Consider the following 24,955-nt stretch of genomic DNA (forward strand, 5'->3'; position numbering starts at 1 on the left):
GTCTCACGGGTCAGGCGACGGGTTCCAGATTCACCAGGAACGCCTTGTATTCCGGAATCCACGAATTCGGATCGCCGACGTTGGGGGTAAGGTCGTTGACATTGTCACCGGTAGCAAACTTCGTCGCCCACGAGAAGTGGTGCGGCATGCCCACAACGTGCGTCACCTTGCCGTCGATCATCATCGGCTTCATGCGCTTGGTTACCATGGCAGCAACCTTCACGTCGCCGCGGTTGTTCCATACGCGTACCATCTGACCGTTCTGGATACCCTTTTCCTTGGCGAGCTCTTCGCTGATTTCGATGAAGTTGCACGGAATCAGTTCATTGAGCCACGGGATATTTCTCGTCTGCGTGCCGCTCTGCCAGTGTTCGACCACAGAGTAGGTCGTCACCACGTACGGATAATCCTTGGCATTGCCTCGCTTGACGGAGGGATCTTTGGTAAAGAGCGCGCACGGGTTGCCTCCCGCGCCGTTGAGAAGATTCTTCACCGGCGTTTCATGCGGTTCGAAATGTTCAGGCAACGGACCGTCTCCCATCGGATAGGCAAAGAGTCGGGCCTGCTGTTCCCACGTCATGAAGAACGCGTTGCGATCGGGCGGAGCGGCTGTCACGAAGTCACCCACGTCGTTTTGCAACCACTTGCCGTCCTTCCATTCGACGAGCACGCGATCGGGATTCCACGGTTTGCCGTTTTCGTCGGCCGAAGCGCGGTTGTAGAGAATGCGGCGGTTGGCGGGCCACGCAAACGACCACTGTGGGAAGAGACCGAGCCCCGTCGGATCGTCCTTGCTGCGGCGCGTCATTGGCTGCTTCATCGGATCCATCTTGGTGGCTTCATTGTTGTAGTAGCCCGAGAAAATCCAGATGCCGCAGGCGGTGCTGCCGTCAGCCTGAAGCGAACCGTAGCTCGGAATCAGCTTGCGGGTCTTGACGTCGTAGCCGTTCATCGCCCAGCACAGCGCACGGATGTCTGGCTTGCCGTCGATCGTGTAATCCATGTTGGTCTTGAGGATCTGATCGGGACAGGCTCCGCCTTCCTTTTCATACAGCGCACGGATTTCGCGCCACAGCAGCAACAGCTGATCGAAGTCAGGCTTGGCCTCTCCGGGCGGCTCGACGGATTTCTCTCGCCACTGGATCCAGCGGCCGGAGTTGTTGATCGAACCCGTCTTTTCATAGATCAGCGCAGCGGGCAGGAAATAGCACTCGGTCTTCACTTCTTCGGGCTTCATGTCGGGAGCGCGCCAGAAATCAGCCGTTTCCGTAAAGAACCAGTCGGTCACCACAAGCCAGTCGAGCTTGGCCATGGAATTGCGGGCGTGCTTGGCGTTGGGCGTGGAGTGCGCCGGATTCATGCCCCAGCAGAAGTAGCCCTTGATTCTCTCGTCGCGCATCTGATTGAACGTCATGATGGTCGAGTAGTGCGCATAGTCATAGCGCGGGCTGATCTTGGGCAGCAGGTCGTAGCAATAGTCGTTTTCGACCGTTGCATTGTCGCCGAACCATTCCTTTAAGGCCGAGACCCAGAACTTGGGCTTGTTGCTGTAGTAACCGGCGGCATACGTTTCCACCGACAGGTAGTCGGCAAGCGTCGGGTGGCTCTTGCCCGTAGGCCAGGAGAGGTAACCCGGAGCCTGATGCACGGAAGCACCCACGTCGGTCGAGCCCTGCACGTTGGGTTCGCCGCGCAGCGCGTTGATGCCGCCGCCGGCGATGCCGACGTTGCCCAACAAAAGCTGCACGACACACATGATGCGGCAGTTCTGAGAGCCGTAGGTGTGCTGCGTCTGGCCGAGCGCGTAAAGGATCGAACCGGCCTTGTCAGGACGGCCCGTTGCGGCATAGGTCTGCCAGATCTTAAGAAGCACGTCATGGTCCATGCCAGTGATGCGTTCGACCATTTCGGGCGTATAGCGGGCGTAGTGAGCCTTCATGACGTTCAAAACGCAGCGTGGATCCTGCAGCGTTTCATCGCGCTTGAGCACCTTGAGAGCCGGCGTCTTGAATTTCGGCGTACCCGGCTTATTGACCCAAGCAAAGGCCGTGCCTTCGGCCGTGTTCCACAGCTGCTTCTTGTCAGAGTCGTAACCCCAGGATTCGTTGTCGTACTTTTGCTTCACCGGATCCCAGCCCGAGAAGAGACCCGTATCGGGATCGAACTTGTAGTCGTCGCGAAGCAGGCAGGCAGCGTTCGTGTAGCTGAGGATATAGTCCTTGTGATAGAGCTCGTTTTGCAGGATGTAGTTGATCATCCCGCCGAAAAACGCAATGTCGGTGCCCGGACGCAACCGACCATAGATGTCGGCCTGGGCCGCCGAACGAGAATAACGCGGATCGACCACGATCCAGGTGGCACCGCGGTCCTGTGCGCGTTCCACCCAACGCGAACTCAGCGGGTGGTTTTCGACATTGTTGGAGCCGATCGTCAGAATGACGTCGGAGTTGGCGAAATCGCACCAGTGGCTCGTCATGGAACCGCGGCCGAAACTCGGAGCGAGGCCCGCAACGGTCGAGGAGTGACACACGCGCGTCTGGTTGTCAATCGCAACGATGCCGAGCGAACGGGCGAACTTCTGAACGAGCCAACCTTCCTCGTTGTTGAGCTGGGCAGCACCCAGACTTGCGATGCCGTCGCAGCGGTTGACCGTCACGCCGTCTTCGGTTTCCACGAAGCTCGCATCACGGGTCTTTTTAACATGACGAGCGATTTCCTTAGCAGCCTGATCCCACGAAATGCGTTCCCACTTCGTCGAGCCAGGACGGCGCACCATAGGATAGATCACGCGGTCGGGATGAGCAGACACCGTACGATCGGGATTGACGATATTGCGAAGGCCCCACATGGCGGCGCCCTTCGGGCACAGACCGCCGAGGTTGACCGGATGATCCGGATCGCCTTCGAGATTGATGAGTTCGCCGTTGCGCGACGAGCAAATCGTGCCGCAGCCGCCGGAGCAGTAGCAGCAGATGTTCGTGACTTCCTTGACGCTTTCAAGCTTGTAAGGCTTTTTCAGACAGTCGGCTTCGGCTCGTGCTGAGCCGGAAGCAAAGGCGACAGCGCTGCCGCTTCCAGCAGCCAGAAGAGATCGCTTGAAAAAACTTCTGCGGGATAGTTCCATTGGGTTCTCCTAGTCTCGGTCTGCTGTCTGCGAACTGCCCCGAATCGTTGCTCTCGTCAATGCGCAACGCTGGGCGCACGTGCTGAATCAGTCTCATGCAGCAGATGGCCGAAAATTTATGACCCGAGCTGATTGTCTTTCTGCAAATTGCACGGGTTGCCCGTGAGTTTCTCGAACTCCGCCCATAGCGTCAATTCTCCGAAAGGCGAGCCAACTGATGCATTTTTCGTTATTACTTAAAGTAAATAACGATTGTTTTCTACCCTGCTCTACCTCTGTCGACTCCCGCGCTATGCCGCATTCATCAAGCCTCAGCGCTATTTCACCGAACAGTTCTTCTCGGAACTCGCCCACCGTTGGTAGTAGTTCTTTGCGTCACGTTTTCCCTCTCAACGGATAGGATCGCAACGTTGCGTAAGCCTGCAGAACTACTTCGAATGCGTTTGCAAAAGCGGCCTATTTGACCGGCAGGCCAAGCTTGAATTCCTGCCGCGCGGTAAACTTCGCACCTGTTGTTTCTTTCGCGGCCGGACTTCCCCGTGTCCGCATTACTTTCAATAGGATTGAAAACTCTCATGCGAGTCTTAACCGGCATCAACACCACGGGCACGCTTCACCTCGGAAACTACTGCGGTGCCATACGCCCCTGCGTGCAGGCTTCCAAACGCGACGACGTGGAAAGCTTCTTTTTCATGGCCGACTTGCATGCGCTCATCAAATGTCACGATCCCGACCGCATTGAAAAGAGCCGCATGCAGATTGCGGCAAGCTGGCTTGCCTGCGGCCTCGACCCCGAACGCGTGACGTTCTACCGTCAAAGCGACATCCCCGAAATTCCGCTGCTCAATTGGATGTTGAACTGCGTGTGCTCCAAGGGGCTCATGAACCGTGCGCACGCCTACAAGGCTTTCCTGGAAGCCAATCAGGACGCGGGCGAAGACCCCGACGCCGGCGTGTCCATGGGTCTTTTCTGCTACCCGGTTCTGATGGCCGCCGACATTCTGATGTTCAACGCCGACCGCGTCCCAGTGGGACGCGATCAGATTCAACACCTGGAAATGGCCCGCGATATGGCCACGCGCTTTAACAACATGTACGGCCGAGGCAAGGAATTCTTCGTGCTGCCCTTCGAGCAGATCGATGAAAACGTCGAAATTCTCCCGGGCCTCGACGGCCGCAAGATGAGTAAGAGCTACAACAACGTCATTCCGCTCTTTGATGGCGGCGAAAAGGCGCTGCGCGAAGCGATCGGCCGCATCGTCACCGACAGCAAGCTGCCCGGCGAACCAAAGGATCCGCAAAGCACGTCGCTCACGCGCATCTACGAAGCCTTTGCCACGCGCGAAGAGTACGACGCTTTCTGTCAGGAACTGCGCGACGGTCTGGGCTGGGGCGAAGCCAAGAAAAAGCTCATCGACAAGATCAACGGCGAAATCGGTCCGATGCGCGAAAAGTACGAATACTACGTTTCGCACCCGGCCGAACTCGAAGCCATTTTGCTGGCGGGCGCTGCCAAGGCTCGCAAGATTGCCTCGCCCTTTATCGAAGAGCTTCGCCACGCCGTGGGGCTTCGCAGCTTCACGATGTTGCGCAACGAAGAAGCCAAGGCCGAAGTGAAAACCACCGCCAAACCGCTCGGCGTGGTCAAACAATACCGCGAAACCGACGGTCTCTTTTACTTCAAGATCACTGAAGGCGCCGAAACGCTTCTGACCTCCGTCGGCTTTGAGAGCGGTCGCGACGCCGGCATGGCCGTGGGCAAACTCAAGGCTCAGGGACTCGCCGACACCAACAACGTTGTGTTGTCTGCCGGCGTGACGATCGAACAGGTCAATGCCGTTCTGTCTGCCATGCGAGCGGCCGATGAGGAAAAGAAAAAGGCCAAGGCAGCCAAGAAGTAAGACATTCAGGCAAAAAAGATCCTGCCCCTTGCTGCTGCAAGCCCCGGCAGGATCACGACCCAGGGAAAAACTTGTTTCCCGCAGTCTGCAGGGCACTCCGTCGGAGTGCCCTTTTACTTACCTCATTCAGCGACGGCAACCATCACGGACGAAGCCTTGATCACGGCGTAAGCTTCGCCGCCGACTTTAAGGCCCAGGCTCTGAGCAGAAGCCGTGGTGATCGAGGAAACGATCTTTTCCTTGGCTTCGGTTTCAATCGTCACTTCGGTGGTCACAGGACCTTCCTTGATGGCGATGATGGTGCCCTTGAGGCAGTTGCGAGCGGAAATTTTCATGATGTAACTCCTTAAAAAAATCAAGTTGAAAATTTCCAGCGAAGTTATATCGCATGTTTCTTTTCTCCGTCCTGACCGTCAGGATTGCATCATGCAGAAGCGTTATACCTTAAATGAATAACGAATGCAATACGCCGTCAGACGGAGTTTGTATCGCAATGCTCAATTGCGTTTGACGATAGGCGCCGCATCCCTCAGTTTGAGCACGCAGTGGTACACCACCAAAAGCGCCAGCACAATAAGCGCTGCGGCCACGACGAACTGCAAACCATGAATCATCCAAACAAACGTGCCGTCCATCCAGGCACCGATGATGCGAATCACTGCCTGAACAAGTGCGGTCATCGTCACGGCAAACATGATGGTCATGGGAGCGTAGAGCATCCAGCCCTTGCGCCCGGTGGACTTCAGGAACACCGCCAAACCCGTGAGCACCAAAGCCGAGAGCAGCTGGTTGGCAGAACCGAAGAGCGGCCAAACACTCATGTAACCGGCGATGCAAAGCGCGTAACCGGCCAAAAGTGTGAGGCACGTCGAAAATACCGTGTTCGTAAAAAGCTTCTGTACGGCCGTCTTTTCCTTGCCGGGTTCAGGCATGAAAAGTTCCTGCAGTGACATACGGCCGATGCGAGCCACAGCGTCCACCGAGGTGAGCGCCAAAGCCGAGACGCACATTGTGAGGATGCAGGCCGCGATCTGATGCGGCACGCCGAAGATTTCGGTCAGAAAAGCCGCCACAGACCCCGAGAAAGTCTGAAAAGGCGTACCCGACGGCAAAACGCCGTTCGAAGCCGCAGCGCAGACCACGATAAGCGAAACGACACCCAGCACCACCTCTACACACATAGAGCCGTAGCCGACCAGACGCATGTCTTTTTCACTCGAAATCATCTTGGAGCTGGTACCGGAACTCACCAGCGAGTGAAAGCCCGAAACGGCGCCGCAGGCAATTGTCACGAAAAGAATCGGGAAAAGATCAAGCCCTTTGACGGTGAATCCGGCAAAAGCAGGCATGTTGAGCGTCGGATTCTGAATGCATACGCCGATTACGGCCGCAATAATCATGCCGATCAGAAGAAACATCGACAGATAGTCACGCGGTTGCTTCAAAAGCCACATCGGCATGACGGAAGCGGCAAAGAGGTAGGCAAACACCACGTAGCGCCACGTCACGGCGTCGGCGTAGACCGGGAAATAGATGCCCGCCGTCACCATGACGACCATGAGTACGATGCCCACGCCAAGCTGCACGCCGGAGCTCGGCTTACAGTACTTGAGATACAGCCCGAAGCCGACAGCCACGAACATATAGAGCAACGAAATCGAGGCAGCAGCCGCATTGGGCATGATCTGCGAGCCGTCTTTGGCAAAACCGTTGAAGGTATTGGCCACCATGTCACAGAAAGCAGCGATCACCAAAAGCGTGAAGAGCCAGCAGAAAAGCAAGAAGAGCTGACGGCCCGTGCGGCCCACGTAGGATTCAATGATCATGCCGACGGACTTGCCGCCGTTTTTGACGGACGCGTAAAGCGCCGTGAAGTCCTGGACGGCCCCGAAGAAGATACCGCCGACAATCATCCACAGCAGCGCGGGCGCCCAGCCGAACATCGCCGCAATGATGGGACCGGTCACGGGACCGGCACCCGTAATTGACGTGAATTGGTGAGCAAACACCGTCCAGCGTGAAGCCGGCGAAAAGTCTTTGCCGTCGTTTTTCTCAACGGCCGGCGTCGGGCGGTTCGGATCAATGCCCCACGTCTTTTCAAGCCAGCGCGCGTATCCGAAATAACCTACGGCCAACGCCACGATGGCAATCATCATGATTCCGAGTCCGGTCATGATTTACTCCCTAAACTCTGTTGTTATTTTCTTTGACACCTTTTTTCTGAAAGTTCCGGCGCCAAGCGCTTATCTTACGCCGAACAAAGAATTACACTTTGTCGCATCGTTCATATTCTTCTGAGGTTTTTCCCATGGCTTTTCGCTCTCCTTCCTTCGATGCCGTTCAAGAAGTATCCATCGGCAACGTTGTTCTGGGTCGCGCTCCCGTCAAGATCATCTCAAGCGTCTGCGCCGCGACGGCCGAAGAAATGATTGAGCAGGCCAAGGCGATCGAAGCCTCCGGCGCAGACATCATCGAGTGGCGCGCCGACTACTTTGCTGATGGCACCTCGTGGCAGGAAGCTGTCGCCGCCATGAAAGCCGTCGTCACCAAACCCGTCATCTACACATTCCGCAGTCAATCCGAGGGCGGCGTGCGCACCGAACCGATGTCGAGTACAACCTGGCGAAAGAAGGTGTTGGCTGCTATTGATTCAAAACTGTTTGATGCTGTTGACATCGAATTCGATCGCGGTCGCGCTGAGTTTTTGGTTGAAGCGGCGCGCAAGGCCGGCATTGCCTCGGTCGTGAGCTGGCACAGCTTTGTGCCGGGTGAATACGATGAAGAATTGGGTTATTTCGGCAAGCTCGAACAGATGTCCTACACAGGAGCCGATGTGCTCAAGATCGTTGCCATGCCCGACAAAGGCATCGACATCGCCCGCTTTATCGAAGAAGTTTCTGTCATTCGCGCCGAGTTCAACGCCCCGCAGCCGCTTATTGCCATGTGCATGGGTAAGACCGGGGCCGTCACGCGCGTGGGTGCCGCCGCCTTCGGCTCCTGCGCCACCTTCGCAAGCGTTGTGAAGTCGTCGGCTCCGGGCCAGCTTGACGTGGAAACCACCCGCAAGCTCCTTGATCTGTTTGCGGAAGACAACGCCGAGTAAGTTTGCGTTCTGCTTTTGATTTGAGCAAAGAGGCGCCCAAAAGTTACGGCGTCCCTTTGTCGTTCATTCCTATAATCTTTTGATTTGTTAGCGCATGCTTGGAAAGCACCGGCGCTGAAATTTATTTCGTTTTACTGATCCTGAAAATGAAGACCTACGATTTTGCCTACGGCCGCGGCCGCAAAGAGTTTTCCATTGACGAAAGCCTTGTCATCAAGGAAGTCCGCACCGAAGAATTCACGCCGATGAGTGACATCAAGCAAGGCGTGCTTGATGCTATCTACAACCCGATCGGATGTGAACCTATCGACAAGATCATCAAGCCGGGCGATACGGTGGCCTTCATCTGCAACGATCCGACGCGCGTGGCAAACAGCTACGACTTCATGCCGGTGCTCGTCAATGAATTCAACAAGCTCGGCGTCAAGGACGAAGACATGCACATCGTCTTCTCTCTGGGCACGCACCGCGACATGACGCATGAGGAAATGGTCGAAGCCGTAGGCGAAGAAGTTTCCTCGCGCCTGAAGATGTACAACAGCACCGCCACCAAGGACGAAGACTTCGAATACTTCGGCACGACGAGCCGCGGCACTCCCGTGTGGATCAACAAGCATCTGTGCCACGTCGATCACGTCATTCTGACGGGCACCATCGTGCACCACTACTTCTCGGGCTACGGCGGCGGCCGCAAGGCCATTTTGCCGGGTTGCGCCGCCATGGAAACGGTGCGCGTCAATCACAGCTTCATGCTCGACAAGAATGCCGGACTCGGCCGCACCGTCGGCAATCCTTGCTATGAAGACCAGATGGAAGGCGTCGCGCTCTTTGCCAAGGGTCGTTCGCTGTTCCTCTTCAACGCCATTCTCAATGCCAAGCACGAATTCTTGCGCATGTTCGCGGGCGACTACATCGCCGCTCACAAGGAAGCCTGCAAATTCGTCGATGAAGTCTACGGGTGCGTGATCCCGAAGCTCGCCGACCTCGTAATCGCCTCCTGCGGCGGCTTCCCGAAGGACATCAACGTCTACCAGATGCAAAAGACGATGGACAACGCCATGTGCGCCGTTCGCGAAGGCGGCGTAGTGGTTCTTTTGGCCGACTGCGAGGAAGGCTCGGGTTCCAAGGTGCTCGAAGAGACCTTCCGCCGTCTGAAGACTCCGGAAGCCATCAAGGCCGAACTCGAAGCCAACTTCCGCATCGGCGCCAACAAGGCTTTTGCCATCACGCGCCCGATCTCGCACGCCCGCTACATCCTCGTGACGCGTCTCGATCGTCAGCTTGCCAAGGACATGCTCTTTACGGGCGCCGTCGACACCGTCGAGGAGGCGCTTGAAATCGCCAAGCAATATGTAGGTGACAAGCCTTCGATCATTCTGATGCCCGAAGGCAGCCTCACGGTGCCGCGCGTCGAGTAACACGGCCTCGCAGTTTATTGCCTGATCCTCTTTTTCGGCCCGTGCCGAGACTTCTCCAAAGTCCGCACGGGCTATTCTTTCGGAAAAGAAATTTCTCCGCCTTTGTGTCATGACAGAAAAGAGTACGCCCTGCATTCGATTCGACACCGATCGACCCAAGCGCATCGGCCTGCCCGAGGCAGTCTTTTGCGAAGGCAAGCCCCGCCGCGCGCTGCACACGCTGTTGCAGCGGTTTGCCCAAGAAAAGAACACTCCGATTCTCTTTACGCGCCTATCGCAAGACGTTTTCTATTCTTTTGAAGAGGAAATCACCCGCGCCTACGACTACGACGCGCTCAGCCGCACAGCGTGGAACGCACGGATGCCGCAACGCCCCGAGGGCCGTGCTGCGATCGTTTCGGCGGGCACTGCCGACGGCGCCGTCGCGCGCGAAGTCTCGCGCACCCTAACCTATCTGGGCTGGACGTGCGAGCGATTCGAAGACTGCGGCGTAGCCGGCTTGTGGCGCATCCAAAGCGTAATCGACGAGATCAACAAGGCCGACGTAGTTGTGGTGGCTGCGGGGCTCGACGCGGCACTTGCCAGCGTCCTGGGCGGTTTGACGAGCCGTCCGCTCATTGCGGTTCCCACCTCCGTGGGGTACGGCGTTGCCGAGGGAGGTCACGCGGCCTTAAGCAGTATGCTTTCGTCCTGCGCTCCCGGCCTTGCCGTCATGAACATCGACAACGGCTACGGCGCAGCCTGCGCGGCCGCTCGCATTCTTAACGCCATTTATCCTCCAAAAAACTGACAATGCCTCTTAGCACTACTGTACTGAGCCGCCCCGTTCTGACGGTACGCGTACACGCCGGTCTGAACGCAGCCAGCCTTCTTGCCGGTCTTTTTACCGTTGGCGGCATAGGTCTTTTTTCAAGCGCCGACGAGCTTTTGAAATTGCACTTTCCCAAGACGCAGGCCTCACTTGAAGTCGCGCCCGTCTCCGTCAACGGCATCAGCGGCGTGACGGCGCGTTTCGAGGCTCCTGCCGAAGGGCATGTGCATCGCACTCCTGGCGACATTCTTCATTACTACGCCTCGACCTCGAACCTGTCGGAAGCCGCTTTCGAAGTCGCCCGCCGCATTTGGCACAACGTGGCCACAGCCGAAGCCCGCGTACACAACAGTCCGCTTGAATCGGTGCACTTTCACGAAGTGGGCCGAATGACCAATATTCTGGCGGTGGGCCTGATTGCCGAAATGTTCACGTCGATCAATCCGGCGGCTTTTGTAGCCTCTCCCTTGCCGCTAGCCGACGGTACGGTGCGTTGCGCGCACGGTGCAGTCCCCAATCCGGCACCTGCTACTTTAGCTCAGCTCGAAGGTGTAGCCGTACGTCCCTACAACGGTACGGGCGAAACGGTGACCCCCACCGGAGTGGCTATTCTCAAGGGACTCGGCGCGCAATTCGGTCCCTGGCCCGAAATGTACGTCAAGCGACAGGTCACCGCCTTTGCTCCCGGAAAAACGTTTGAAGGAGCCAACGGTTTGGTGTTTGCTCTCGGGCAGCCGCTTTAACGCGCTTTCCGGCAACGACAAAGACGGCGCATTGACTTTGGGTCTTTGCGCCGTTTTTGCGTTGTCAGTTAACCGTCATCAGAACGGCAGCTTCACCGTCGGATCCACTGAGAGGATGAACGCGGCGAAACGCTCCTTGATACGCTCAAGCGCTTCAGGCGTGTCGCCTTCCACGCGAATCACCGCCACAGGAGTGGTGTTGGACGAACGGGCCAGAGCAAAGCCATCCTTGAATTCCACACGCAGACCATCGATCAGAATCACGTCTTCGGCGTCGTCAAACTTTGCTGCCTGACGCAGCTTTTCAATAAACGCCTTGTTTTCGCCTTCCTTGGAAAATTCGATATGCAGTTCGGGCGTGTTGACGGCCGTGGGCAGCGCATCGAGTACGGCCGAAGGATTGTCGCTGCGGCTGACGATTTCAAGCAGACGTGCAGCGGCATAGAGTCCATCGTCAAAACCTGGCCAACGGCCGTCGTTAAAGAACAAATGACCGCTCATTTCACCCGCAAACGGAGCTCCCGTTTCGCGCAATCGAGCTTTCACAAGCGAATGACCCGTTGCGCTGATCGTAGGAACGCCGCCTCGTTCTCGAATCCAGGGCACCAGAGCGCGCGTGCACTTGACGTCGTAAATGATCTGAGCGCCAGGATGGTGCTTGAGGATGTCTTCGGCAAAAAGCATCATCTGACGATCAGGATAGATGATATTGCCCGAGCGGGTCACGACGCCCAGACGGTCGGCATCGCCGTCAAAGGCAAGACCAAGCTCCGCGTCGCCGGCCTGCACTGCGCGAATCAGATCGTTGAGGTTGGCGGGCTTACTCGGATCGGGATGGTGATGCGGGAAGTTGCCGTCGATTTCGAAATAAAGCGGCTCGATGTCCGCACCGAGTCCCTCAAAGAGGCGTGCGGCAAGCGGGCCTGCCACGCCGTTACCGCAGTCAACTGCAACCTTCATGCGGCGAGCAAGCTTCACGTTGCCGCAAATTTTTTCAAGATAGGCGGGCGTCACGTCGACCGTTTCGATCGTGCCCGGCACTTCGGCCTTGATCACGTCGCCGGCTTCTATGGCGTCGGCAATCGCGGCAATTTCATGTCCGAACAACGTCAGGCCGCCCAACATCATTTTCAGTCCGTTGTATTCCGACGGATTGTGCGAACCGGTCACAGCAACGCCGGAGCCGCAGCCGAAATGGTGCGTAGCGAAATAGAGCACCGGCGTGGGCTGCATGCCGATGTCCTTGACGTTGACGCCCGCAGACACGATACCCTGCATGAGAGCTGTCGACAGGGACGGTCCGGAAAGGCGACCGTCGCGGCCCACGCACATGGTTTGGATGCCCTTGCGAGCGGCCCAGGTGCCGAGCACTTCGCCGACGCCGCGCACAACGTCTTCGGTCAGCGTTTTTCCGACGATGCCGCGGATGTCGTAGGCCTTGAAGATAGAACGATCAAGCTGCATAGAAATTCTCTTTATGTGGATGTAACGGCTCACTCGCCGGTTCGGAGTTCCTTGCATTGTAGGCAGTTCTGCCTATGGATGGGCGCAAACTTGTTTCTCGGCGTTGCGCTTTGTGCAAGATTGCTTCCGTTCGTCGTTCATATTCGGCAACAGCGACAGGCTCAAGGCCGCGCAAAGAAAGCATAGAGGCATTAAAATATTGCCTCATTGTGTAATCAGAAGACCGTGCTTTTTGTTGTGCGGCACGGCCCGACTCGGGCCGAAACAAAGAAAAACAGGAAACCGGAGCAATTATGCGTACCACATACAGTGGCTTGGTCGATGAAAAACTCATCGGCCAGACCGTCACCCTCTATGGGTGGGCTCATCGTCGTCGCGACCACGGCGGCGTGATTTTCATTGACTTGCGCGACCGTGAAGGCCTCGTGCAGGTGGTTTGCGATCCGGACCGTCCCGAAGTGTTCGCTACGGCCGACAAGGTGCGCAACGAGTTCTGCCTCGCCGTGGTCGGCGTTGTGCGTGCTCGCCCCGAAGGCACCAAGAACGAACACCTCATCTCGGGCGGCGTCGAAGTGCTTTGCCAGCAGCTCGAAATCCTCAATCCGTCGTTGCCGCCGCCCTTCCAGCTCGACGACGACACCGTGAGCGAATCGGCTCGCCTTACCTATCGCGTGCTCGATCTGCGTCGTCAGCAGATGCAGCGCAACCTCAAGCTGCGCTTCAAAGTGGCTCAGGCCTTCCGTCACTTCCTTGACGAAAACGGCTTCATCGACATCGAAACGCCGTTCCTCACAAAGTCCACGCCCGAAGGCGCCCGCGACTACCTCGTGCCTTCCCGCACGATGGACGGCCACTTCTTCGCTCTGCCGCAGTCGCCGCAGCTCTTCAAGCAACTTCTGATGATTGCCGGCTTCGACCGCTACTACCAGATCGTCAAGTGCTTCCGCGACGAAGACCTCCGCGCCGACCGTCAGCCCGAATTCACCCAGGTTGATATCGAAACGTCGTTCCTCAAGGAAGAAGAAATCCGCGAGATCATGGAAAACCTGATCCGCCGCGTCTTCAAGCAGGTTCTCGACGTTGATCTCGCTAAAGAAGGCGAACGCTTCCTCGTGATGCCCTACAAGCAGGCCATGGCCGACTACGGCTCCGACAAGCCCGACCTGCGCGTCAAGCTCAAGCTCGTCGAAGTCACCGACATTGTCGCCAACAGCGAATTCAAGGTCTTCACCTCCGTGAAGTCCATCCACAACGGCAAGGTTGTCGCTCTGCGCGTTCCGGGCGCCAGCGCCATGCCGCGCTCCGAAATCGATGGCTACACCGAGTACGTCAAGATCTACGGCGCCAAAGGTTTGGCCTACATCAAGATCAACGATGTCACGGCAGGCCGCGAAGGCATGCAGGGCCCCGTGGTGAAGAACCTCTCCGACGAAGTGGTCGCCAAGATCGTTGAAGTCACCGGCGCTCAGTCCGGCGATGTGATCTTCTTCGGCGCCGACAAGGCCAAGATCGTTTACGATAGCCTCGGCGCTCTGCGTCTGAAGATCGGTCACAGCGAATTCGGCAAGAAGAACGGTCTCTTTGAAGAAGGCTGGCGTCCGCTGTGGGTTGTTGACTTCCCGATGTTCGAATACTCCGAAGACGAAGACCGCTGGGTGGCCTGCCACCATCCGTTCACCTCGCCCAAGGACGAATGCGTGGATCTGCTCGAAACCGATCCCGAAAATTGCTTCGCCAAGGCCTACGACATGGTCTTGAACGGTTGGGAAATCGGCGGCGGTTCCGTCCGTATCCACCGCGCCGATGTCCAGAGCAAGGTCTTCAGTGCTCTGAAGATTGGTCCGGAAGAAGCCAAGCTCAAGTTCGGCTTCCTGCTTGACGCTCTGCAGTACGGTGCGCCTCCTCACGGCGGCATCGCCTTCGGTTTGGACCGTATCGTCACGATGATGGCGGGTGCCCCCTCCATTCGCGACGTGATCGCCTTCCCGAAGACGCAGCGCGCTCAGTGCCTGCTCACCGGTGCTCCGAGCCCGGTCGACGAAAAGCAGTTGCGCGAACTGCACATTCGTCTGCGCAACGAACCCAAGAAGGATTAATTTCCTGCGCGCGGGTGCATGAATCGCTTCGGTGACGCATGCACCTCAGACAGCCCGACAGAGCTTTCCTTTGCCGGGCTGTTTTTATGTGCAAACGGAAACAAAATCACGCGTTCGTACGCTGCGGCAGCCGTTATACTTTTGTTCGAACTAATCCTTAGCCGTTGATTTTTATTCCAACAAAATCAACGCCTTTCGAGAACAATGGCCCTCACAACGACAAAACAACGACGAGCCATCGGGGAGCGACTCGCCCAGGAGCGCCGCAGACTCAACTACACCGAGTTGCAGATTGCCCAGCTTCTCGGGGTCCAGCTGGAGGTGTACCTTCAGTACGAATCCGGAGAAGATGATCCCGGAATCTTCAGCATGCAGCGTCTCTACTCCATCGGCTTTGACGTCATGTTCATCATCACCGGTGATCGCTATCGTCCGGTGCAGGAAGAAAGCGAGCTTTTGAACCGCTTCCGCGAGTTATCGCTGCGCGGCAAAACGTCCGTTTTCATGACGCTTGATGCACTTGAGAGATTGGCACCGAATCTCAAAGAGAACATCAAAAAGAAAATCCGCGACACGTTGCGCTGAACCGCAGCCGACCACCAAAGCAAAACCGCCGAAAAATGGGAAAGTCATCTTCCGTTGTCCGGCGGTTTTATTTTTTGTTCAAATTGATTGGATCAGTCCTGCTTGGGTTTCGATGGCGTCGGTGCTTTCTCCTGCGGTGCAGCTTGCTGCGGCATTTCATCTCCGGACTTATCCGACTCAGCCTGCGGAGCAGACGCCGCAGCCTGAGCAGCCGCCTGAAAAGTCGCGAGGATTTCCTTGAAACTTTCGAGCCAATCGTGCGCACGCTTGAGCCATTCGTCCGGCTTGTCAGCGAGAACCTTCAGCGCGGCACGCACACCAGCCGGATTGATGATGTAGAGGATCGCGGCCAAGCAGATAAAGACACCCGCGGCAATCAGAAGCGCCGCCACAGAAACGGCAGCCAGCGCCACAAGCCCAAGCGCCATGGCAAAAACGGCAAATTTCTCTACCCAAGAACGCGACATGACCTTCCTTTTGTTCAGAGAACACGGCGATGCTGCCACAAGTGCAACAAGACGAAGGCGGCAAAACCCCAGCCCAAATAACCGTGCCCTGTCTTATTGAAAGCCAAAGACGCCACGGACGCGGAGCCCAGTCCCAGCATGATGCGGTTTTGCGCCATGCGTCGGGCGCGCTTGGTGTTTTTCACGTCCGGCACGATCACCTTGGCAACGCTGTCCAACGCCGTCTGACCAATTTTTTTGGCGGGCTCCAGCGCCTCCTTCGCACAAGTCGTTAAAGAACAACCTTCGGACTGAGGCGCGTGCGTGCCTTCCTCGAGAGCGGAGTCATCACCCGCTTCGACCATTTCGAGCCACCCTTGCAGATGGTCCTTCATGGTTTCCACGTCAAGCCGCAGCGGATCCCAAAGCAGCAATGCGCTGCCCACGGACGGATTAAAGCTCACCGATGTTACACCGTCGACGGCCATAACCATCGCCTCGATCGCCTGACGCTCCTCACCGTCGAGTCCGACTAAAGCCGGGTGACGGACGCGCATGCGGCCATTTGCGAAACTTCTGACATACGTTTCCAATTGCATTGTCTTTGCCTTTCAGAGTCGGGAGGTTTCGTCCAACAACCCTGCCAAATGCTCGGTGTGTGGCTGCTGCAGGAGCACCTCTCGCACCTTTTCGATCACATCATGCCATTCGATACGGCCATTGTCAGCCGGACGCATGGCGTTCAAGCACACGCCGATCGTCGTGAGATTGTGCAGCACCGCTCCCATGGCGGGCTGCAACAAACCCGTGACGCCTCCCGCCATAAAGGCGGAATTTAGCCCCACCGAAGTCACGAAGTTTGTTTTTACGCGTTTCATCACGGCTCGCCCCAGGTCAATGGCGCGGGGCAGATCCTCTAGCGTGTTGCGGGTGAGCACCACATCGGCCACCTCCTGCGCAATAGCACTGCCTTCACGAAGCGTTGCGCCGACATCTGCCGCAGAAAGCGCAGGACTGTCGTTAATGCCGTCACCCACCATCAAAACCTTGCACCCTTCTGCCTTGAGCCTCTGCACATAGCCCGCCTTATCGGTCGGCAGGACTTGCGCGCGGTATTCGTCCACGCCAATCTGGGCAGCCACAACGGCGGCCGTGCGTTCATCGTCGCCCGTAAGCATCACGACACGCTTGATGCCTCGCTTCTTAAGTTCGGCAATTACCCGCGCCGATTCTTCCCGAATCGGATCCACAATGCCGAGCAAACCAATCAGTTTTCCCGCGCAAGCAATGTAGAGAATCGATTTACCCTCGCGAGCAAGCCGTTCCACATGCGCTCTGGCCGTTGAACAGTCCACACCTTCATCGTCTTCAACAAAATGCCGAGACCCGATGATGACTTTGGCCGAATCCACGCTTGAGCATATGCCGTGTGCCACAACATAGTTCACTTGTGCATCGTGTTTTTCGATGAAGTGGTCCAAATCGCGGTCAACAGCGGCCTGCACCACAGCTCGGGAAACAGGGTGCGGGAAGTGTTCTTCCAAACAGGCCGCCAAACTCAGCAGTTCATCTTCATCACGCGCCGCATCCAACGTCACAACGTCGGAAAGCTTCGGAGAAGCTGCCGTGAGCGTACCCGTTTTGTCAAACACTACCGTATCAACTTCTGCCAACGCTTCCAGATAGCGACCGCCCTTGATGAGGGTGCCGTTTTTCGTTCCCGTTTTCATACCGGCAAGAATGGCCAGCGGCGTTGCCAACCGCAATGCACAGGAATAGTCCACCATGAGCACGCCGGCAGTACGCGTCAGGTTGCGGGTCAAAAGAAACACAAGACCGGCGAGCGCAAAGTTATACGGAACGATGGCATCGGCCAGGCGTTCGGCCTTACCCTGGATGCCCGCCTTGCTCTTCTCGCTGGTTTCGATAAATTCGATAATTTTGGACAAACGTGTTTCACCGGCCAATTTGGTTGGCCGAATATCAATCTCTCCGTCTTCAACTACCGTACCGGCATAAACCTGTCCGCCGTGCGTACGGTGAACCGGCAACGGTTCACCGGTCATCGTCGCCTGATTAACGTCGGCTTCGCCTCCCACAACCGTCCCGTCAACGGGAATCGTACTGCCGGCACGCACCACGATTACGTCGCTTTCGGACACTTCCACAAGAGGCACTTCGACAATAGTTTCACCTTTGCGCACCCAGACCCGATCAACCTTAAGAGCCAATTGGTCGGCCAAACTCTCAAGCGACTTCTTGCGAGTGTAGTTTTCAAGCATTTCGCCCAAGCCCAGCAACAGAGCCACCAGGCCGGCAGTCTTGAAATCTCGTCTCAGCAGAGAAATGCCGATGGCAGCAGCGTCAAGCACCTCCACCGTCAATTTTCCGCGTCGCAACTGCTTGGCCCCTTCGATTAGGAAGGGAATCGCGCCGAGTACCGCATTCAGTGCGTTAATAACCAACGGCATAAAGGGGCGCACCACCACCCAACGAACCAGCGGAGAAAAATCAAGCTCTCCCGACTGCGGCTCTCTGACAACCTGGCTGAGTCGCTGCAACGGACGCGATAAAACACGAAGCAGCGGCATCGATCGCATAGCTCGTACCACGGTCGCCAAAGCAGGAGCCCCGGTTGTGGGCACCGACTCCTTGTCTTGCGTTTCGGCTTTCGCCTTTTGCAGAGCCTCTACGTGAGCCTTGCGCGCATCGCGCATCATCGGCGGCACCGCCGCAAGTCCCTTCAGGTACTCCGCCACCGGCACCAAGCCACACGCATCATCGTAAAAAACAATCACCGAGCCCGTGCGCGGATTGACCTTCACGCCGGAAACGCCGGCGATCACCGACACATCGTCGGCAATCAATTCGGCACTTGCCGTCGTCATCGTGCCGGTCGTGATCCACCGCTGACGGTTACCGACTTCATGAACTAATTTAAAAAACATTCCTTATGCGTCCGAAAAGATGGACGAAACCGCTCGCGGTACGAATCAGGCCGGGGTCTTTTCAACGGCGGAATCTTGAACGGCCTGGGCCGTTTCCTGAGCTTCCTGGGCCGCCTTCTTTTCCTGATTCTTAAGTTGAGCTTCGGCTACGACATCTTCAATATCTTCCTTTACGCCTTCGGCAACGGACATCAGCTTGTCGCGCAGAGCGATGCCGCCCGCCACGAGATCAGTTGCCAGCGGTTTGACACCCTGCACGCGACCGCGGGAAATCGCCATCGCACCGAGAGCGCCGAGGGCAACGCCACCGAGGAAAATCAGGCCGTACTTGGTGTAGTTGTTCATTTTTATCTTCCTTTCTCAAGAGTCACAGTCGTGAAACGCGCGTGTTCTACAGTTATGAATCACGCGCGCACCTCGGGGCAATTTTTTCATGATCGTTTTTCAGAGTGCATGGCTCATTTTTTGTATTTTCGGCGATTTTCTTTGACTTAATCCAAAGAAACCTCACTTTCCAAGGTGAGTCGTTCAGTCCCGCGCTTGTGAGAAGAAGGCGAACGAATGGCTGCATACTTGCACCTCAAAAACAACAGTTTCTCAAAGTGGATACGATGTAACGCACAGGGCTTTGTCAAATGTGGCAAACTGACAGTCTGTTGAGCTCTCAAACTATGTTCCTTTCTTCTGTGCCTCGTATTGCGCGTCTCGTGCTCGCGCTTGTCGTTTTGATCTTTGTGTTGGCGGTTGCGGCCGTCGGCACTCTCTTTTATGTGCTCGACGGAAAGGCGGTCAAAGAGACGATTGACACCTACGCCAAAGAAGCTTTGAACGCATCCGTCGAATACGGCGGCCCCATTGAGCTCAAGCACCTCACCTCGCTGCACGTACAAATTCCGTCGCTACGCTTCGTTGATATCGAAAGCGGTGAAGCGATCGGCTCAATTGCTGGCGCTCAGGCCGAAGTTGCTCTCTGGTCGTCGCTTCTCGGCGCCGTCAACGTCAAAACCATCGCCATCGATGGTGCGCAGTTTTCGCTGTCCGTGCCTCGCGCCAGCGGCGACGCGCTTTTTGAAGAGGCGTTCGGTTCCGTACGCTTTCCGGAAAACCTCCGTGTTTCCAACTTCCGGCTGAACAATGCGCAGATTGCGCTCACGACGGGCTCGGCCGAGTCGGCCCGTCAATGGAAAATTTCTGCGCTCACGCTGTCCTCAGGACGCTTCTCGCCCGAAATGAATACGCCGTTTGAGATGTCGGCGCATTTTGAAGCCGTCGGAAACGACGGACAGCCCCAGACGCCAGCCGTTGAAAGTTCCGTGCCGACAACGCCGGCCGCTGAACCTGCCCCGGCAAACCCCGTCGAAGAAAGCACCCTGACTCCCCCGACCGAACCGGCAGCTTCCCCTCAAAGTGAAGTGCCGCAGGACTTCGTTGCCGAGCCCGCACCCGCTGATCAGGCGCCTGCAGCGGCGACCGTCCCCGAGACTGAAGCCTCGGCAGGCGAACCGACAACACCTGCTGAACCCACTGATGAGCCCCCTGCTGAAACAACGTCCCCGGCCGCAGAAACATCCCCCGAGCCTCAGGATACCTCTTCCGAACAACAGCCCGCTCCGGCCACTGAGGAACCCGCCTCCGAGTCCGCCACAACGGCTTGGAACATCCGCCTCATCAAGGACGCTCACGCTCAGGAAACGCTTGCCGAGACCGGACAAATCTTCGTAAGTTTCGACCCCTCGACGCTTGCCGGTGACTTGTCTGCCAAAGGCATCCTGACCATCTCCGTGACTGATCGTTACGTGATGGTCGAAGACGTAAGCTTTGCGGGCGAACTCAGCAACAAGGGTTCGGCCTGGACCACGGTAGCCAAGGCCGACCGCGTGCGCTTCAAGGGTAGTGAAGTCTCCGGCAGCAACCTCTCGGCTTCACTTTCCAAGCCCGACGATACGACCGGCGATATTCATCTCGGTGCAGTGGATTTCCGCGTGCGTCCCGGCATCATCGAAAGTCCCGAAATGCGCTTCTCGCGCACCGAAGAGCGCGGCAGCCGTGTCAATACATTTGAAGTAGCAAGCTCCGTGCGCGCAGACTTTGTGAAAAAGACCGCCGATCTTGACAACCTCATCGCTCGCGTGAGCATCACGGGAGACGCGGCTCTGCCAACGGACTTCAACGCTTCCGTTTCAGGCTTCATCAAAGCCGACTGGAACGAGAACACCGCCCAGGTAGGCTTGTCGGGCGACTTTGCGGGCGCCCCCATCTCCTTTAACGGAACTGTTCGCCGAACCGCCGGCGTACCCGAGCTCGAAGGCGAACTGATGATCGGAGAAATCAACCGCGACACTCTTCCCGGCGAAGAAATGCTCGCGTGGATGCGTCACTTCGACTTCTCCGGCGCTGTTCGTGTCGGCCGCATTGCCGTAGCCGGCATTACTGGCACACAGTTAAGCGGCACTCTCTCCGTCAAGAACGGAAGGGCCGTTGTCGATTCCCTCGTCGTCAATACCGCCGAGGGACGCCTGTTTGGCACGTTCGAGCTCGCCGAAGACACCTCATGGCTTTTTAACGGCCGCATCGATGGCATCGCGCTCGACAAGTTCATTGCTCCGGTAGCAGGTGCCTCTCCCGTAGCTGGTGTAGCCAACGGCGATTTGACGATTTCCGGCAAGGGCTTTGCGGCGGAAAATCTAGCCGGTACCTCCAAACTGCGCGTGCTGCGTCCCTCTTATCTCGGTCTGGACGCTGCCGCCGTTCGCAACCATCTGGTAACGAACGCCGAAACTGCGCTCATCACGCGTCAGGGCGCGCGCACCGATCTCGATGAAGCCACGCTGTCACTCACGCTCAACGGCAACGCTCTGTCGTTGAAAGACATTGTGGCGCGATCGGTATACATCCGCGCTCGCGCCGATGCGCAGCTCGATCTGGCAACCGGCACGCTTGACGGCAACAGCAGCATCAACTTTGCGCCGCAACAGGGCATTCCGTCGATTCACCTGACGGCGGTCTTCAACGGCAAGAGCGCCGCTCCGGCATGGAGCTTCGATTGGCAGAAGTCTTCCGAAGCCTTGCGCCGCGCTCAGGGTAAGCCGATCGTTCCCTCGAAGAAGGAAGAAAAGAGCATCTGGCAAAGTGTCAAGGAATTCTTCAGTTTCTAGCCGATACTCTTTGAACTCGAGAAACAACAACCCCCGCTTTTCTCTCGTAGAAAGCGGGGGTTGTTTTGGGCTGAAAGTAAACCGGCTTAGTAGTCGCGACCGGCGTACTTGTCAGCAAGCTTATTGAGATAATCGATCACTTCAGGGCCCGTCCAGTCCACGAAGCCTCGAACGAAGCCAATCAAATTGCCCTGACCGTCAAGCATGAAGAAGCTCGGCACCACATCGAGCGGCACATCGTCGCCGATCACCTGCTTGGCGTCGATCAGCGTTTCGAAATCTTCTCCCAATCCATGCTTCTTCATGAACTTCTGCACATTCTTAACCTTGTCATCGACCGACACGGACAGAATGTGGATGCGGCTCTTGGGATCGTGATTGAACTTCTTCTGTAGCTCGTGCATGGCCGGCATCGTACGGATGCACGGTTCGCACCAGCTCGCCCAGATGTCAATCAACACCAGTTTGCCCTTGAAGGAATCCAACGCCACCTGCTTTCCCTTCAGATCCGGCAAAACAGCCTTGGAAAAGCCGCGCGTATGTCGCATTTCCAGGAAGTCGCGCAACTGACCGGGTTTGCCGGCAATCGGCTCACCGTTTTCGACGATCTTCGTCTGGAAGGCAGGTATATGATCCGTGACCGGCGCCTCAGCCGCCACAGCCGACACAGATAGGCTCGTAGCCAGAGCCAAGCTAAGCAGAAGACGTTTCAATTGATACTCCTGAGAAATAACAAGTCAAAAATACATTACGAACGTACAGCCGGCTTTTTCTTACGCCGCATGCTACGCCAGAAGACGAACGCTCCGACGACAACGGCAATCCAGGGAGCGGCCCACAGAAGAAAAGTCGTTGCGTTGAAATCCGGCTGATAACGAACGGCCTCGCCGTAGCGCTCAGCCATGTAATCGAGAATTTCGCCGCGTGTGGCGCCTTCCCGAAGTTTTTGATAAATGAGAGCCTTCAGTTCGCCGGAAAGCGCAGTTTCGGACTCAAAAAGCGTGTTGTTGGCCGAGCTCGGATCACGCAAAAGTTTGGAAACTGCAATGGCTTCGTCGTAGAGCTCGCGGCCTGTCAAGCCCTGTTTAGTCTGCTCGACTTTTTGTTCCGCGGCCTGCGCCTGGGGCACGATGCAGAACCCCGCCGACTGCGTCCCCTGAGTCGTCGTTAGAGTGGCCACGGATGCGACGGCAACGCAGCCTAACGCCACGAGTGTTCGTTTAAGCCAAAGCATTCTTTTCCTTCTCCTTGCGGCGGTGTACGCACAACAAAACTCCCGCGACCATCATAAGCGCTGCAGAAAGCCACAGCCAGCTTGCAAGAGGCTTTACAGACAAACGAACCAGCCATTCGGTGTCGGAAAGTTTGTTACCCATCGAGACGTAGAGATCGCGGAGCATGCCGTGATTGATGCCCGCGGCCGTCATCTGCATGCCGCTTGAAACGAACGTCTGGCGCATCGGGAAGAGATCCGTGAGGTGACTTTCGTCTGTCGCCTTGAGCACTTCTATGTGCGCAGCGTCGCCAAAGTAGGCGTGCGTGTTGACCTTGTAGGTATCGCGGTAGACAAAAATCACGTCGCCCACCGGTTTACCCGCGCCCGGCCCCATTCGCACGAGTGCTTCCTGTTCGTACTGAGCGATTCCGGTCGCGCCGACAATGGCAACGGCAACGGCCGCGTGCGCAAGAACAGCACCGAAACTTGGTCGTCCGGCGCCGCGAATGACAATCGAAGCCACGCTGGTAGCCACCAGCCAGCCTGCCGCGGCAAATGCCGCAAACGTCATGACAAGTTCCTTGGGATCGGTCGCAAAAGCAACTGTCCCGCACCCCAACGCTACAGCCGCACAGACACTCGCCGTGAGTTTCACGTTTTTAGAAGCAAGAATCTGCGCACCGCCGGCCGCCACTGCGGCAAAAAGCGTCATCGGCGCAAAGAAACTGTTGAAATAAGGAGCTCCCACCGTAAGCGTACCCAAGCCCAGCATGTCGTAGAAAACCGGATAGAGCGTGCCGACCAGCACCGCGGCGGAAGCCACGCACAGCACGCACACGGCTAGCGTGAGCGCCATATCGAACGCATTGGGCTCGTCGGCTTCGCGGCCGTCGGCAGCCTGTACGGCATCAATGCGCAACGTATAGAGAACCAGCCCGGGAATCATCACGAGGATGCAGGCAAACAAAAGCACGGTACCGCGTTCCGGATCGGACGCAAAGGCATGCACCGACTGCATCAGACCGCTTCGAACAATGAAGGTGCCAAGCAGACACAGTGCAAAGGAAACGATGCCGAGCATTACCACAGTCCTGAGCATACGGGCGCGCTTTTCAAACAGGATCAGAGCATGCAGCAAGGCGCCTACGGAAAGCCAGGGGATAAAGGAGGCGTTTTCCACCGGGTCCCAGAACCACCAACCGCCCCAACCGAGTTCGGTATAGGCCCACCAGGAACCGAGAGCATTGCCTGCAGTCAAAAAGATCCAGGTCACGATGCCGATGCGCTTGAGCGAGGAAACGGCCTGGGGCGACATGCGCTTTTGCCACAGCACCGCCACGATCACAGCAAAAATCACTGCCAAACCGGCGTACGCAGCAAAGATCACCGGCGGATGCAGAATCATGCCGATGTCCTGCAGAATCGGATTGAGGTCTCGTCCTTCGGAGGGAACGGCCGGGAGGTTGCGCAGGAAAGGATTGGAAACCGTCAACACGAAGGCGCAGAACACGCCGATCACGGCAAGCATCGTGGACTGAATGCGCGCGTTCAGGGCTTCGTTTTTACGCTGGGTAAACGCAACTAGGCAGGTGGCCAACGCCATCAGAAGAATCCACAGCAACATGGAGCCTTCGTGGCTGCCCCACAGGGCTGCCGCCTTATAGATGACGTCAAGCTTGGTGTTGGAATGATCAGCCACGTAGGCAATCGAGAAATCATCGATCAGAAAGGCACGCAGCAAAATGCCGGTGGCAACGGCCAGACACAGTGCCGCAACGGGCGTGCAGACACGCCAAAGGCCGGCAGCCGCCTGCTGCCCCTTTACAAGCCCCGCCCAGACGGCAACCGCCCCGAAAAGCGAGCAGGCCGCCGCCAAACACAACAGATAGTGGCCGAATTCCGCAATCACGCTGAAAGCACCTTTCGTTTCTTCACACCGACAATT

The 24,955-nt window shown here is 57.0% G+C and carries 19 protein-coding genes; 8 read left to right on the top strand and 11 right to left on the bottom strand.

Annotation, left to right across the window (positions count from 1 at the left end; genetic code table 11):
- Positions 1-10 precede the first annotated feature (10 nt).
- On the bottom strand, positions 11-3,124 hold the full coding sequence (locus DW133_RS01660; RefSeq protein WP_118274569.1) for a molybdopterin-dependent oxidoreductase: 3,114 nt from the start codon (positions 3,122-3,124) through the stop codon (positions 11-13).
- Between the two features lie 575 nt (positions 3,125-3,699).
- Here DW133_RS01660 and DW133_RS01665 point away from each other — a divergent pair.
- On the top strand, positions 3,700-5,025 hold the full coding sequence (locus DW133_RS01665; protein ID WP_118274571.1) for a tryptophan--tRNA ligase: 1,326 nt from the start codon (positions 3,700-3,702) through the stop codon (positions 5,023-5,025).
- 122 nt (positions 5,026-5,147) lie between these two features.
- Here the strand turns inward: DW133_RS01665 and DW133_RS01670 are convergent, their stop codons facing one another.
- Positions 5,148-5,360 carry a molybdopterin-binding protein gene (locus DW133_RS01670; RefSeq protein WP_118274573.1) on the bottom strand — a complete coding sequence of 71 codons (213 nt, stop codon included), beginning with the start codon at positions 5,358-5,360 and terminating at the stop codon, positions 5,148-5,150.
- A gap of 162 nt (positions 5,361-5,522) precedes the next feature.
- On the bottom strand, positions 5,523-7,199 hold the full coding sequence (locus DW133_RS01675; protein WP_118274575.1) for a carbon starvation protein A: 1,677 nt from the start codon (positions 7,197-7,199) through the stop codon (positions 5,523-5,525).
- 134 nt (positions 7,200-7,333) lie between these two features.
- On the opposite strand from DW133_RS01675, the gene aroD reads away from it, so the two are divergent.
- The 4 genes from aroD to larC all read left to right on the top strand — a co-directional run bounded on the left by aroD (position 7,334) and on the right by larC (position 11,100).
- Entirely contained in the window at positions 7,334-8,128 is a 795-nt protein-coding gene (gene aroD / locus DW133_RS01680) for a type I 3-dehydroquinate dehydratase (protein WP_118274577.1), read from the top strand.
- A 146-nt stretch (positions 8,129-8,274) separates the two neighbouring features.
- On the top strand, positions 8,275-9,546 hold the full coding sequence (gene larA / locus DW133_RS01685; protein ID WP_118274683.1) for a nickel-dependent lactate racemase: 1,272 nt from the start codon (positions 8,275-8,277) through the stop codon (positions 9,544-9,546).
- A 109-nt stretch (positions 9,547-9,655) separates the two neighbouring features.
- On the top strand, positions 9,656-10,336 hold the full coding sequence (larB, locus tag DW133_RS01690) for a nickel pincer cofactor biosynthesis protein LarB (RefSeq protein WP_118274579.1): 681 nt from the start codon (positions 9,656-9,658) through the stop codon (positions 10,334-10,336).
- A 2-nt stretch (positions 10,337-10,338) separates the two neighbouring features.
- On the top strand, positions 10,339-11,100 hold the full coding sequence (gene larC, locus DW133_RS01695; RefSeq protein ID WP_118274581.1) for a nickel insertion protein: 762 nt from the start codon (positions 10,339-10,341) through the stop codon (positions 11,098-11,100).
- Positions 11,101-11,178: 78 nt separating this feature from the next.
- On the opposite strand, the gene DW133_RS01700 is transcribed toward larC, so the two are convergent.
- Positions 11,179-12,564, bottom strand: coding sequence for a phosphomannomutase/phosphoglucomutase (locus DW133_RS01700; protein WP_118274583.1), 1,386 nt, complete (start codon positions 12,562-12,564; stop codon positions 11,179-11,181).
- A 293-nt stretch (positions 12,565-12,857) separates the two neighbouring features.
- On the opposite strand from DW133_RS01700, the gene aspS reads away from it, so the two are divergent.
- Both aspS and DW133_RS01710 read left to right on the top strand, forming a co-directional pair.
- Positions 12,858-14,660, top strand: a complete 1,803-nt coding sequence (aspS, locus tag DW133_RS01705; RefSeq protein WP_118274585.1) for an aspartate--tRNA ligase — start codon at positions 12,858-12,860, stop codon at positions 14,658-14,660.
- Positions 14,661-14,864: 204 nt separating this feature from the next.
- Entirely contained in the window at positions 14,865-15,245 is a 381-nt protein-coding gene (locus DW133_RS01710) for a helix-turn-helix domain-containing protein (RefSeq protein WP_118274587.1), read from the top strand.
- A 92-nt stretch (positions 15,246-15,337) separates the two neighbouring features.
- On the opposite strand, the gene DW133_RS01715 is transcribed toward DW133_RS01710, so the two are convergent.
- The 4 genes from DW133_RS01715 to DW133_RS01730 are packed head-to-tail and all read right to left on the bottom strand — an operon-like array spanning position 15,338 to position 18,984.
- A complete protein-coding gene (locus tag DW133_RS01715; protein ID WP_118274589.1) occupies positions 15,338-15,712 on the bottom strand; it encodes a hypothetical protein in 375 nt (124 codons plus the stop codon).
- Between the two features lie 14 nt (positions 15,713-15,726).
- The gene (locus DW133_RS01720) at positions 15,727-16,290 is read right to left on the bottom strand and encodes an HMA2 domain-containing protein (protein ID WP_147408837.1); all 564 of its coding nucleotides are present in this window, start codon (positions 16,288-16,290) and stop codon (positions 15,727-15,729) included.
- 12 nt (positions 16,291-16,302) lie between these two features.
- On the bottom strand, positions 16,303-18,639 hold the full coding sequence (locus tag DW133_RS01725) for a heavy metal translocating P-type ATPase (protein ID WP_118274593.1): 2,337 nt from the start codon (positions 18,637-18,639) through the stop codon (positions 16,303-16,305).
- A gap of 45 nt (positions 18,640-18,684) precedes the next feature.
- Entirely contained in the window at positions 18,685-18,984 is a 300-nt protein-coding gene (locus DW133_RS01730) for a DUF6110 family protein (RefSeq protein WP_199588771.1), read from the bottom strand.
- 326 nt (positions 18,985-19,310) lie between these two features.
- Between DW133_RS01730 and DW133_RS01735 the strand changes: the two genes are divergently transcribed.
- Positions 19,311-21,794, top strand: a complete 2,484-nt coding sequence (locus DW133_RS01735; protein WP_118274597.1) for an AsmA-like C-terminal region-containing protein — start codon at positions 19,311-19,313, stop codon at positions 21,792-21,794.
- Between the two features lie 86 nt (positions 21,795-21,880).
- On the opposite strand, the gene DW133_RS01740 is transcribed toward DW133_RS01735, so the two are convergent.
- From DW133_RS01740 to DW133_RS01750, 3 genes are read right to left on the bottom strand one after another with little or no spacing between them, the layout of a single operon-like run.
- Entirely contained in the window at positions 21,881-22,507 is a 627-nt protein-coding gene (locus DW133_RS01740) for a TlpA disulfide reductase family protein (protein WP_118274599.1), read from the bottom strand.
- A 35-nt stretch (positions 22,508-22,542) separates the two neighbouring features.
- Entirely contained in the window at positions 22,543-23,028 is a 486-nt protein-coding gene (locus DW133_RS01745; protein WP_118274601.1) for a cytochrome c-type biogenesis protein, read from the bottom strand.
- Positions 23,015-24,919, bottom strand: coding sequence for a heme lyase CcmF/NrfE family subunit (locus DW133_RS01750; protein ID WP_158571087.1), 1,905 nt, complete (start codon positions 24,917-24,919; stop codon positions 23,015-23,017). The genes DW133_RS01745 and DW133_RS01750 overlap by 14 nt, the downstream gene beginning before the upstream one ends.
- Positions 24,920-24,955 lie beyond the last annotated feature (36 nt).

It is taken from the genome of Sutterella sp. AM11-39, from assembly GCF_003472385.1.
Classification (GTDB): domain Bacteria; phylum Pseudomonadota; class Gammaproteobacteria; order Burkholderiales; family Burkholderiaceae_F; genus Duodenibacillus; species Duodenibacillus intestinigallinarum.